Below are 13206 nucleotides of genomic sequence, written 5' to 3' on the forward strand. Positions count from 1 at the left end.
TCATCATTTTGCGCATTTACGCAACATTTACCAATCTATTGACTAAACCGATGACCAGACTTGGAATAATGAAAATCCTTTTAATGGGAATCATTGGGAATGAAAACAAGGAACAACTACCACTCCGATAGGTTTTAACTCCGTATACATGCGGCACAAGTCCTAGGTTTTGTCGATCCGTATAACAACCCCACATCTTTTATCGGTTGTAACATCAAAATCCTTTAGATACAAACAAAAATAAACGATATGCGTCAAGTAAGAGGGCCTTTGTGATTCGTTAAAGGATTGCTACCCTTTGTGGATCACACAAATGTTCTCTACTCTCGTGCATACCGTTCATTTATAGCATCATTATAACAATTCCATTGCTAGACCTATGTTACAGGATATACTGGCTCAAATCACGATCAAGCGCAATATCATTTAATTTCTCCCGGACATACTCCGGAGTGATCACCATACGTTCCAGTGTAAGCTCAGGTGCCTCAAAGGATAAATCCTCCAAAAGCTTTTCAAGAATCGTATGCAATCGACGTGCACCTATATTTTCTGTATTTTGATTGACGGATTCAGCCAATTTGGCAATCTCGCGAATGGCCTCATCCGAGAACTCAATCTCAATATTCTCTGTGCGCAACAGATCAACATACTGCTTGGTCAGTGCATTTTGGGGTTCAGTCAGAATGGATACAAACTCCTCCAGTGTTAGACTGCTTAGTTCCACACGAATCGGGAAGCGTCCCTGAAGCTCAGGAATCAAATCAGAGGGTTTGGCGACATGGAATGCGCCAGCTGCCATAAACAGAATATAGTCCGTTTTGACAGGACCATATTTCGTCATTACTGTAGAGCCCTCTACGATAGGCAGTATATCACGTTGCACACCCTCACGGGATACATCAGGACCACTACCGCGCCCTTGACTGGCGACCTTGTCAATTTCATCTATGAAAATGATACCTGTCTGCTCTGCTCGACGAATGGATTCTTGTGTAACATCATCCATATCGATCAATTTTCCTGCTTCTTCCTGGATCAACACTTTGCGCGCTTCTTTAATAGCGAGCTTGCGCTTTTTCGTACGACGAGGTAAGAGGCTGCCAAACATCTCCTGCATATTCATGCCCATCTGATCATTACCTTGTCCAGCAAACATGTCCATCATGTTAGGCGCAGTGTCTTCGACATCAATCTCAATGATGTCATCCTCCAACTTGCCGGACAACAGATCAAACTTGATCTTACGGCGGCGTTCGGCAACCCCAGTATCCGGTTCTGGCTCATCCTGTTCCTGAACGTTGTTGCCATTATTACCAAAGATCATCTCAAAGGGATTACGCTGACTCTTGGACTTAGACTGTGAAGGAGCCAAAATATGTACAATTCGCTCATTGGCAGCTTCTTCAGCTTTGTCCTTCACTTTTTCAGTCCGCTCCAACTTCACCATCCGCAGTGATGTCTCAATCAGATCACGCACCATCGATTCAACGTCACGGCCAACGTAACCTACTTCAGTGAACTTGGTAGCTTCCACTTTCACAAATGGCGCACCTACCAGTTTAGCGAGGCGACGAGCGATTTCCGTTTTACCCACACCGGTAGGTCCAATCATCAAGATATTTTTAGGCACAATGTCGTCCTGAGTGTGCTCAGGCAAAAGGCTACGCCGATAACGATTACGAAGGGCTACGGCTACCGATTTTTTAGCTTTCTTTTGACCTACAATATACTTGTCAAGCTCTGCAACAATCTGTCTCGGTGTTAACGCTTGAGTATTCATATTGCTTCCCTCCTACCAGTATGTTGAATTTATTTTTCCTAACAAGGACAAAGAATCCCCTAGACGTCCTGGAGCAGATTACAGAATCATGCTCCACTACGGGAGATTTCTTTGGCTTATAACTCTTCTACAATAATATTATTATTGGTATATACACATAACTCCGAGGCAATCTGAAGTGATTCACGCGCAATATCTTTCGCTTCCAGGTTTACTGCATGACGTTTCAACGCACGCGCAGCAGATAAGGCAAAGTTTCCACCTGATCCGATAGCAATAACGTCATCATCCGGTTCAATAATCTCCCCGCCGCCTGAAATGAGCAGCATACCTGATTTGTCCATCACAATCAACAGCGCCTCAAGCTTACGCAAGATCCGATCCTGACGCCAATCCTTGGCAAGTTCTACAGCAGCACGCTGCAAGTTACCATGGTGCTCCTCCAGCTTACCTTCGAATTTCTCAAACAGGGTGATCGCATCCGCCACAGAACCAGCAAAGCCAGCAACAACCTGTCCGCGGTACAAACGTCTTACCTTCTTGGCTGTATTCTTCATCACAACGCTTTGGCCCATGGTCACCTGACCATCTCCTGCGATTGCAGCCTTACCATTATGACGAACAGCACAGATCGTTGTAGCATGAAATGACATATCCATGATATCAGCATCCTCCCACGAATAATTTATACGCGTTCCGGAACAGTTAGACCTTCTGCCGCAGCAAAACTGGTGATGCCATCCAGGGCACGCTGTGCAAGAGCTTCATTTTTTTCCTTTTTGTTACGAATCTTTGTTTCAAGCTTCGGCAACAAACCAAAGTTTGCGTTCATTGGCTGGAAGTGTTTGAAGTCAGCAGTTGTAATATACTGAGCCATACTGCCAAGTGTTGTTTCTGCCGGCAATACCACCAGTTCCTGCCCAAGTGCTGCTTTGGCTGCGTTCATGCCGGCAATAAGTCCTGATGCAGCAGATTCCACATATCCTTCTACACCCGTCATCTGACCTGCAAAGAACAGGTTTGGACGCTCTTTAAACTGATACGTCGGAAGAAGCAGTTTAGGAGAGTTAATAAATGTATTACGGTGCATTACGCCATAACGAACGAACTCTGCATTTTCAAGTCCAGGAATAAGAGAAAAGACACGTTTCTGTTCTCCCCATTTTAGATGTGTCTGGAAGCCCACCAAGTTATACAGGGTTCCAGCTGCATTGTCCTGTCTAAGCTGAACAACCGCATGTGGCAACTCTCCTGTATGAGGGTTAACCAGACCTACCGGTTTCATTGGACCAAACAGAGCCGTCTGTTTTCCGCGTTTCATCATCACTTCGATTGGCATACAGCCTTCAAAGTAGATTTCTTTCTCAAACTCTTTTAATTGAGCAACCTCAGCAGTAATGAGAGCTTCATAGAAGACATCAAACTCTTCTTCTGTCATCGGACAGTTCAGATATGCCGCTTCGCCCTTATCATAACGGGAAGCCAGATACACTTTGTTCATATCAATTGAATCTTTTTCGATGATCGGCGCAGCTGCATCATAGAAGTAGAAATACTCTTCCCCCATTAGTGCCTTGATTTGCTCAGACAATGCAGGTGAGGTCAGCGGGCCCGTTGCAACAACAACGATGCCATCTTCCGGCAGAGAAGTTAATTCCTCATTCACCACTTCGATGAGCGGATGCTGGTACAACGTGGATGTAATCTCACCTGAAAATCCATCCCGGTCCACAGCAAGTGCCCCACCTGCAGGAACTGCATGTTTGTCTGCTGCTGACAATACGAGAGAATTGAGCATTCTCATTTCTTCTTTTAACACACCCACTGCATTGGTCAATCCATTCGCACGCAGCGAGTTGCTACATACCAGTTCTGCAAATTTATCCGTATGATGGGCTGGCGTTTTCACAACAGGTCTCATCTCGTATAATTTCACGCGTACGCCGCGACTTGCAATCTGCCAGGCCGCTTCTGTTCCTGCCAGCCCGGCACCAATAACGGTTACTTGTTGTTCATTCGTCAAAATCATTTACCCCCATAAAACAATTTCAAAATTCACTAAATTTGATTCGCATATATATTAATCTGCTGATTCGTCATCCGGTTCATCCACCGGCTCCTGATGATCACATGAAGTACACTGCAATCGTGCTCCCTTTTTGTTCCGCTTTTCAATCATTAGCGATCCGCAACTTGGACATGGTTTGGCTGAAGGTCTGTCCCATGAGACAAAATCACATTCAGGATATTTGTCACAACCGTAGAAAATACGTCCTTTTTTGCTACGACGCTCAACAACATGACCTTCCTTACACTTCGGACAAGTCACGCCGATATCCTTGATAATCGGTTTGGTATTCCGGCAATCAGGGAAGCCAGAGCACGCAAGAAACTTGCCAAAACGTCCGAGTTTATAAACCAGCGGTTTGCCGCACTTCTCACAGATCTCATCCGATACTTCGTCTTCAATCTCGATTTCTTTCATTTCTTCTTCCGCAAACTCAAGGCGTTTCTCAAAAGATTCATAGAATTCTGCGAGCACTTTGACCCAATCCTCGGAACCTTCCTCCACATGGTCAAGATCACCTTCCATGTTTGCGGTGAACTCTACATTCAGGATTTCAGGGAAAAACTCTTCCATCTGTTCAATGACCAGTTCACCAAGCTCCGTTGGCATGAATTTCTTTTCCTCTATCGCAACATATCCGCGCTTCTGAATGGTCTCCAGTGTTGGCGCATATGTACTCGGACGCCCTATACCCAATTCCTCAAGCGTCTTAACCAACCTTGCCTCCGTATAACGGGGTGGCGGTTGTGTAAAATGCTGTTTTGGCTCAATCTCCTGCTTCTCAAGCACATCTCCACTTTTCAACGGAGGCAGCAGACGATCTTCATCGGTTGTACCATCGTCGTTTCCTTCAACATATACCTTCATGAAACCTTGGAACCGTACCTTCGAACCTGCTGCACGAAAAATGGTGTCCCCCGCAGCAATATCTACAGAGAGTGTATCCAGAATAGCCGAAGACATTTGGCTCGCTACAAAACGTTCCCATACCAGTTTATACAACCGGAACTGATCGCGACTCATGAATGACTTGATTGAGTCAGGGTCACGCAGAATTGAAGTTGGACGAATCGCTTCATGCGCATCCTGAGCATTAGCTGCTTTTTTAGAATAGTTTCGTGGAGTCTCAGGTGCAAATGGCTCACCATACTTACCAACGATATATTCTTTGGCTTCTTCTTGTGCAGATGCCGCAATTCGTGTGGAGTCCGTACGCATATACGTGATGAGACCTACTGTGCCTTCTTTTCCAAGGTCTACACCTTCATATAGTTGTTGGGCGACCGACATCGTCTTGGAAGCTCTGAAATTCAATTTACGCGCCGCTTCCTGTTGCAGAGAACTCGTCGTAAACGGGGCGGAAGGGTTACGGCTCCGTTCTTTCTCTTTAACTTCCTTGATCGTAAAGTCTGCACCTTCGATCTGTTTCAGGATCGCTTGCACTTCCGCTTCACTGCCCAGCTCTGTTTTGGCCCCGTTCAGTTTATGAAACTTGGCTTCAAACGGATTGCCGTCTGCTGTCAGTTTGGCGGTAATGCTCCAGTATTCTTCCGGCTCAAAATCATCAATTTCATTTTCACGATCTAAAATGATTTTAACAGCCACGGACTGAACCCGGCCTGCAGACAAACCTTTTTTCACTTTCTTCCATAATAACGGACTAATTTTATATCCAACGAGCCGATCCAGAATACGTCTTGCCTGCTGCGCGTTAACCAAATCCATATTGATTTTCCGCGGCGTTTTGAACGCATCTTTGACCGCCTGTTTTGTAATTTCATTAAATACTACCCGGCAATCTGCCGTATCGTCCAGTTCAAGGGCATGGGCCAAATGCCATGCGATAGCTTCACCTTCGCGATCCGGGTCAGCTGCGAGATACACTTTTTTCACTTTCTTCCGTGCATCCTTCAGTTCTTTCAAAATTGAACCTTTGCCGCGGATCGTAATATATTTCGGATTAAAATCATTCTCTACCTCAACGCCGATCTGACTCTTTGGCAAATCGCGAATATGCCCCATCGAAGCTTTTACGATGAACTTGCTGCCTAAATATTTGCCTATCGTCTTCGCCTTTGAGGGCGACTCCACGATTACGAGTGCATCCGCCATAGGTTCATCCTCCTCTCAGTCATGAAACTGTCATGAAACTGTTTCTGTAAGCTTATGCATAGTTAATAACTTCTGCTAATTATATATTTCCACGCACTACGTAGGTTGTAGCTTCGTCATACCCTCGCGTATTTAGTGCCTGGTAATTGGCTAATCTGCTTTTTTATGATTAAAGATAACAGAACTGAATGCAAATGTCCAAAATCCCAACCAAGCAGCTCAACCAGTTGATCCAATGATTGTTCTCCCTGTTCCAACAGATAAATCACACGTTGTTCATCTGGAGAGAGCTTAACCTCAGCGAATATCCCTCGCCCGGAAGGATCGCTTGTTTCGGTCGAACGTCCTCTATTGTAAGGAAGTTGTTCTGCATTTGGCAAGCCCAATCGATACTCTTCCAATACATCTGCTGCACAAGTGACCAATTTGGCCCCTTGACGGATAAGATTGTGTGCTCCCCGACTTTTCGGCGATGTAATAGGTCCAGGGACTGCAAATACATCCCTGCCTGCTTCAAGCGCAGCATCTGCTGTAATGAGTGAACCACTGCGAATGTCAGCCTCAACAACCAATGTTCCCAGTGTCAGACCGGCAATGATTCGATTCCGTTCCGGAAATAATCCCTGGCGCGCTCTCGTACCTGGTGGATATTCCGACAAAAGCAGCCCCGTCTCCGTGATTCGTTCAGCGAGGCTTGTATTTTCGGGTGGGTATATATTATCAATCCCTGTTCCGAATACTGCAATCGTTTTTCCTTTAGCACGTAGTACTGCCTCATGACATACGCTATCAATACCGCGGGCAAGCCCGCTTACAATCGTCAGTCCTGCATTGCATAATTGCTCTGCCAGCTTTTCTCCAACTTTGCGCCCATACACGGTTGGCATACGAGTTCCCACCATGGCAATAGACGAATTGTGTAGCAAACTAACATCCCCTCGAGCATACATTACCCAGGGAGGCTGAACGGTTTCCTTCATTAATATAGGATAATTCTGATCCAGATAAGTAATAACCTCTATCCCCTGATTGTAAACGTGTTCTCTTTTACTCTCAATCCAGTCGATAGTAAATTGGCTAGCCAAACGTGCAGCTTGATCTTTGCGCAAGCCTGCTGCGACCCAGTCGCTTTCCCCATAATTCAATAGATCGGGTAATTCATGTTGTCCCAAAATCAGTTTCGAGATTGTTTTTTTACCAATACCCTCCATCTCATGCAACCCAAACAAGATCCATCGTTCTTCCATACCATAAACCTCCCAAAGCGGGAAGAGATCTTCCCTCATATTGTGTGTTAAGTGACCACGGAATGCAAGCGTTTACGCAGATGAGGGACAATTCCTCCCCCTTTTCCCGTAAAAAAAACGCAAAAAAGCAACCCTTCGCCCTGTTCAAGGGCAAAAGGTTGCTTACCTTTTCCGTAACCATAATAGTCGGTCTACCAGAAATAAATCATTTCCGAACCGTTTCTTCTATTATAACGAAAAAGAATTAATGTGTCGTGCACAAATTCAAAATACCGCGTTCCTCAAGTACACTCACCAAAGTCGAACCCATCTCAGCAGGAGTTGGTGCTACTTTGATTCCACATGATTCCAGCTTTGCAATTTTCTCTTTAGCTGTACCTTTACCGCCAGAGATAATAGCGCCAGCATGGCCCATCCGTTTGCCTGGAGGCGCTGTTACGCCACCGATAAAGCCAACAACCGGTTTGGTCATGTTTTCACGTACCCAATCTGCAGCATCCTCTTCAGCTGTACCACCAATCTCACCAATCATGATGACCGCATGAGTCTGTGGATCTTCATTAAACCGTTTGAGGATATCAATGAACTCGGAGCCTTTTACAGGGTCTCCCCCAATTCCTACAGCAGAAGATTGTCCAATGCCACGAGTCGTCAGTTGATGAACGGCTTCATAGGTAAGTGTTCCACTACGGGAAACAACGCCTACGTGCCCTGCCATATGGATATAACCAGGCATGATACCTATTTTACATTCGCCTGGTGTAATGACACCTGGACAGTTTGGTCCGATCAGGACGGTATTTTTACCTTCCATGAAGCGGTCAACCTTGATCATGTCAAGAACCGGAATACCTTCTGTAATACAGATTACGAGGTCCAGCTCAGCATCAACAGCTTCCATAATGGAATCTGCTGCAAATGCAGGAGGAACGTAAATGACGCTCGCTGTTGCGCCTGTAGCTTCCTTCGCTTCCTGCACAGTGTTGAACACCGGCAGACTAGCTACTGTACCGTCTTCCAACGTGATATCCACATTAGTTCCGCCTTTACCCGGTGTAACTCCGCCTACCATCTGGGTTCCGTAGTCCAATGCGCCCTTCGTGTGGAACATTCCCGTTGAACCCGTAATGCCTTGCGTAATGACTTTTGTATTTTTATCGATCAAAATACTCACGTTGCTTCACATCCTTACGGTTATTTTTCAATTCCCGGACAGCTCCGGTACTAAGGAATGAACTTATTTTACGAGGGCAACAATTTTCTGTGCACCATCGGCCATGGAATCAGCAGGAACGATATTCAGGCCAGATTCACCCAGAATACGTTTGCCAAGCTCCACGTTAGTTCCTTCAAGACGAACAACCAGCGGTTTGGTCAGGCCAAGCTGCTTCGCGGCTTCAACAACACCATTGGCGATAACATCACAGCGCATGATGCCACCGAAAATGTTAACAAAGATCCCAGCTACTTTGGCATCGGACAAGATGATCTTAAATGCTTCAGTCACCTTCTCCGTTGTTGCACCGCCCCCAACGTCAAGGAAGTTGGCCGGGTCTCCACCGTAGTATTTGATAATGTCCATCGTTGCCATCGCAAGTCCCGCACCATTGACCATACAGCCGATGTTGCCATCAAGTGCTATGTAGCTGAGGTCGTATTTGGAAGCTTCGATTTCTTTTTCATCCTCTTCATCCAGGTCACGCAGTTCCAAAATGTCTTTGTGACGGAACAGGGCGTTGGAGTCAAAGTTCAATTTCGCATCTAGCGCGATAACGTTTCCATCTCCGGTAACAACGAGAGGATTGATCTCGGCAATAGAGCAATCTTTTTCGACAAATGCAGTGTACAGCGCGAGCATGAACTTAACAGCTTTGTTCACCAGTTCATTCGGAATCTTAATGCTGTAAGCCAGTTTACGGGCCTGGAACACTTGCAATCCAATGGCAGGGTCAATGATTTCTTTGAAAATTTTCTCAGGTGTAGCTTCAGCTACTTCTTCAATCTCAGTACCGCCTTCTTCGGAAGCCATCATAACTACACGGCCTGTGGCACGGTCCACAACAACACCCACATAATACTCTTTGCGGATATCGCATCCTTCTTCAATCAGAAGACGTTTCACTTCTTTACCTTCTGGTCCAGTCTGGTGTGTTACCAATACTTTGCCCAGAATTTCGGAAGCATAGGCACGAACTTCATCCGTACTCTTTGCCACTTTTACGCCGCCGGCTTTACCCCGACCACCTGCGTGAATTTGCGCTTTAACAACAGTCACCGGACTGCCCAGTGCCTCTGCGGCCGCAACCGCTTCATCGACTGTATAAGCAACCTTTCCGTTTGGAACGGTAACTCCATACTGTTTCAGTACTTCTTTTCCTTGATATTCATGGATATTCATTCTCGAATCCTCCTATCAACATGACTGCAACAAGGCGGGTTGGTAGACTAACAAAAGACAAATGTTGACTATTTTCACTCAAGCCCAATTCATTGTAACACGTTTTTAAAACGCTTTCCTTAAAAAACTAATGGTTAATAGACAGTATTTTGATATGAGTATGATCCCATATTGTGAATGTTTGGGTAAATATGGGAAAAACCCCAGCTAAAAGCCAAGGTTTCCTCGATGTAAAACTGCATTTTATTTTTTGGCTGCGTTAGTGTTGGTTTCGTGAACTTTCTCCAGCAATCCTTTGAACTGACCCAGCAATGTTTCAAACTCTGTACTGTTCAAACACGCATCTCCCTGAATGGATTCAGGTATGGATAATGCCTTGTTCCGCAACTCACGGCCCGAGTCGGTTAATGTAATTAATACTTTTCGTTCATCCTGAGCCGAGCGTTCGCGATTAATAAGTCCTGCTGACTGCAAACGTTTGAGAAGTGGTGTCAACGTTCCCGAATCAAGATAGAGAGCCTCCCCGATCTCCTTAACCGTACATTCTTCACGTTCCCACAAAACCATCAACACCAAATACTGGGAATATGTTACGCCAAGTACCTCCAGATAAGGCTGGTACATCTTCGTAATCTCACGTGAACAAGCATATATGGCAAAGCATAATTGGTTATCCAGCTTCAAACTGTCAGTCTGCATATGTCTTTCTCACCTGCCTATTGTGCAATCTATTCCTAATAATACAGGAACTATAGATCTATACTATCACAAAATAGAAAAAAAACAGAATAATTGAGCACAAATGATTTTACTATTCAATTTAATTATGATAAATTAGATTGTGTAAAATATAAATATAGATAGATAATCAGCAGTTCATTCCATGATTTAACAACAATAATAGATAAGTCCAGCGAACAGATTCAAGCTTTCTCGGGTCAAATTTAATAATCATAATGAAAGTTTATACGTAACGATTTTCGCCAAAGCTATTTAATGTTTTCCTTCCAGAACTAAAATTCAGGGATCAGGAAAGATGACTACAGCAATGATAATGACAGGTTGACTCCATGATTCCTTTTATATAAAATGCTTAGTAGAAGCTGAGGAAGCACCTTAATTCGTAGACTGGCCCGTATTATGCGGAGTCAAGTATCGAGTGAGGTGTTTCTTTGTTATGTACGGAAAATTACACAGTGCGTGTTTGTACGGAATCGATGGTGTTCTGATCGAGGTGGAAACCGATTTATCCAATGGTCTGCCACAGACATCCATCATCGGTTTACCGGATTCAGCCATTCGTGAGGCCGTTGAACGTGTCCGTGCAGCGATTAAAAACTGCGGATATCAGTATCCTTTACAGCGAATCACAATCAATCTTGCCCCCGCTGATCTACGCAAGGAAGGATCTTCCTTTGATCTAGCCATCGCTATTGGTTTACTTATGACAAGCGGTCAGCTTGTACTTCCTCCCCAGGAACGGACACTAGTGGTTGGCGAGCTGGCGTTGGACGGTTCGATCAGGTCCGTGCCAGGCATTTTATCCATGGTGGATCTGGCCAAACGACAAGGCTTTACGTCCGTGCTCCTGCCTTTGGATAACGTAGAGGAAGCGTCACTGATTCGAGGTATCCAGGTGTTTGGCATTCGTCATTTACAGGATATTGCACCAGAAAACTTAGATCAATCTGGGAGTTCGGTTGGAGTGCCAAATAAAGCCAATACAGGACCAGTCGTGTTGAAAAATTATGCACACCTCGCTGCTCCTATAACTGATAAGACTCATAAGATGGCGGATAGGAAGCCAAGACAAACACCATTATTTGCAGATGACTATAGCGATGTTCTGGGGCAGCATCATGTAAAACGCGCGCTTATGATTGCTGCAGCCGGCATGCATAATATACTGCTCGTTGGACCGCCAGGCACGGGCAAAACGATGTTAATCAAACGTCTGCCTTCCATCCTTCCTCCTTTGTCAGAAGATGAAGCGTTGGAAGTCACCAAAGTATTAAGTGCCGCTGGCAAATTGAAAGAAGCGCCTCAAGGCCTGATTGCAGACAGACCTTTTCGCTCCCCTCACCACACGATATCCACCTCTGGTCTGATTGGAGGCGGTGGTATCCCAAAACCGGGTGAAGTGAGCCTTGCCCACCGGGGCATATTGTTTCTGGATGAATTACCTGAATTCCAGCGTCAAGTGCTGGAGGTATTAAGGCAGCCGTTAGAGGATCGCACAGTGACAATTAGTCGGGCACGGGCTGCTTTCACCTTTCCGGCCCAGTTTATGCTTGCATGTTCCATGAATCCCTGTCCCTGCGGATATTTGTCCGCTCATTCGGAGGAGCAACGCTGCATATGTAGTCCAGCCCGTGTTGCCGCGTACCGAGCCAAAATTTCAGGACCACTGCTGGACCGCATTGATCTTCAGGTTGAGGTTCCTCCACCTGGCGAGTGGCGCAAGTCTGCTGCTTCCCCTTCCTCTGAAGAAATGCAGGCAAAAGTGATCCATGCTCATCAAATTCAGGCTACACGTTATGCCAAAAGTTCGGTTCGTTGGAATAGCCAGCTTTCGGGCACGCTTTTGCGACGAACGATCCATCTCCCCCAAGAGGCAGAGCAACTGTTAGAGCAAACGCTGCAAACGTTAAACCTGAGCATGCGTGCACATGATCGGATTATCAAGATGGCACAGACCATTGCCGATCTGGACCATGAAGGTGAAATTGTGACAGCTCATGTGGCTGAAGCCATCCAGTATCGTCAATTGGATCTTAATTTATTTTGAGAAGCGTATGGAGGAAGATCGAGAAGGATTCCTTATGCAGATTCTACAACGCGGATACGCCAACATGACAAAAAACGTACAAGCCCTTCTCTTCTGTGAAGAAAGGTACTTGTACGTAGATTTCCCTGTAAACGTAAGGGGATCTTATATAGCTAAGGTCTACAATAATTTATTATTCAAAAAGAGTGAGTTTGTCCTTAGCTGGTGTGCGTTCTTTGGCAGAAGGAATAACATCAGGATATCCCATATAAATCATACCTACGATTTTCTCTCCCGCCTCTATTCCAAGCGGTTTGCGGAATTTGGGAGCGTACAAGAATGGCTTGGTCACCCAGAACGTTCCAATGTCTTCACTCCAGGCTGCAAGCATAAAGTTCTGAACCAATGCACTGACCGCAGCAAAGTCTTCGTCCCAGATATTCTGTCTTGGATCTTCTTCCAGCACGACAAGCATAACGGATGGAACTTGCATAATATTGGGTGAGAATTTGTTGTCTTCTCCCATTTCTGCATCAATAGCCTCCGCCAGTTTCTTCCGTCCATTTCCGGTAAACAACAAAAATCTCCAAGGTTCACGCAGTTTATGGTTAGGAGCCCAGACTGCGGTGTCCAGCAATTCTATAATCTGCTGTGTAGGAACAGCTTCTTTTTTAAATTTTTTCACCGTACGACGGTTTTGAATCGCATTTCTGACTTCATTTATTGTTTTCGTAGCTTTACTCATCGGCCGTACCTCCTGTTTATTATATGATTTGTAACCCTAACGATGGTTTAGGTCTGGAACAATTCGTTTATGACAAATCAAAAGAT

The 13206-nt window shown here is 45.3% G+C and carries 10 protein-coding genes; 1 reads left to right on the plus strand and 9 read right to left on the minus strand.

Annotated elements, in window-relative coordinates:
• Positions 1 to 382: 382 nt before the first annotated feature.
• The 8 genes from hslU to ACDJ59_RS14880 form a co-directional block, all read right to left on the minus strand.
• Entirely contained in the window at positions 383 to 1783 is a 1401-nt protein-coding gene (gene hslU, locus ACDJ59_RS14845) for an ATP-dependent protease ATPase subunit HslU (RefSeq protein ID WP_047842474.1), read from the minus strand.
• 116 nt (positions 1784 to 1899) lie between these two features.
• Entirely contained in the window at positions 1900 to 2442 is a 543-nt protein-coding gene (gene hslV / locus ACDJ59_RS14850) for an ATP-dependent protease subunit HslV (protein ID WP_017689194.1), read from the minus strand.
• A gap of 26 nt (positions 2443 to 2468) precedes the next feature.
• Positions 2469 to 3812: an FADH(2)-oxidizing methylenetetrahydrofolate--tRNA-(uracil(54)-C(5))-methyltransferase TrmFO gene (gene trmFO / locus ACDJ59_RS14855; RefSeq protein ID WP_413409641.1), complete on the minus strand. Its 1344-nt coding sequence runs from the start codon at positions 3810 to 3812 to the stop codon at positions 2469 to 2471.
• 51 nt (positions 3813 to 3863) lie between these two features.
• Positions 3864 to 5963, minus strand: coding sequence for a type I DNA topoisomerase (gene topA, locus ACDJ59_RS14860; RefSeq protein ID WP_047842473.1), 2100 nt, complete (start codon positions 5961 to 5963; stop codon positions 3864 to 3866).
• A 116-nt stretch (positions 5964 to 6079) separates the two neighbouring features.
• Positions 6080 to 7210: a DNA-processing protein DprA gene (gene dprA, locus ACDJ59_RS14865; RefSeq protein ID WP_413409642.1), complete on the minus strand. Its 1131-nt coding sequence runs from the start codon at positions 7208 to 7210 to the stop codon at positions 6080 to 6082.
• Between the two features lie 244 nt (positions 7211 to 7454).
• The gene (gene sucD, locus ACDJ59_RS14870; RefSeq protein ID WP_036609382.1) at positions 7455 to 8384 is read right to left on the minus strand and encodes a succinate--CoA ligase subunit alpha; all 930 of its coding nucleotides are present in this window, start codon (positions 8382 to 8384) and stop codon (positions 7455 to 7457) included.
• A gap of 63 nt (positions 8385 to 8447) precedes the next feature.
• Positions 8448 to 9608: an ADP-forming succinate--CoA ligase subunit beta gene (sucC, locus tag ACDJ59_RS14875; protein WP_036609384.1), complete on the minus strand. Its 1161-nt coding sequence runs from the start codon at positions 9606 to 9608 to the stop codon at positions 8448 to 8450.
• A 243-nt stretch (positions 9609 to 9851) separates the two neighbouring features.
• Positions 9852 to 10307 carry a MarR family winged helix-turn-helix transcriptional regulator gene (locus ACDJ59_RS14880; RefSeq protein ID WP_036609387.1) on the minus strand — a complete coding sequence of 152 codons (456 nt, stop codon included), beginning with the start codon at positions 10305 to 10307 and terminating at the stop codon, positions 9852 to 9854.
• Positions 10308 to 10785: 478 nt separating this feature from the next.
• On the opposite strand from ACDJ59_RS14880, the gene ACDJ59_RS14885 reads away from it, so the two are divergent.
• Entirely contained in the window at positions 10786 to 12396 is a 1611-nt protein-coding gene (locus tag ACDJ59_RS14885) for a YifB family Mg chelatase-like AAA ATPase (RefSeq protein ID WP_413409645.1), read from the plus strand.
• A 172-nt stretch (positions 12397 to 12568) separates the two neighbouring features.
• Here ACDJ59_RS14885 and ACDJ59_RS14890 read toward each other — a convergent pair whose 3' ends face one another.
• A complete protein-coding gene (locus tag ACDJ59_RS14890; protein WP_124114062.1) occupies positions 12569 to 13120 on the minus strand; it encodes a nitroreductase in 552 nt (183 codons plus the stop codon).
• Between the last annotated feature and the right edge of the window lie 86 nt (positions 13121 to 13206).

The organism is Paenibacillus amylolyticus (genome assembly GCF_047302515.1).
In the GTDB taxonomy this organism is placed as follows: Bacteria; Bacillota; Bacilli; order Paenibacillales; family Paenibacillaceae; genus Paenibacillus; species Paenibacillus amylolyticus_G.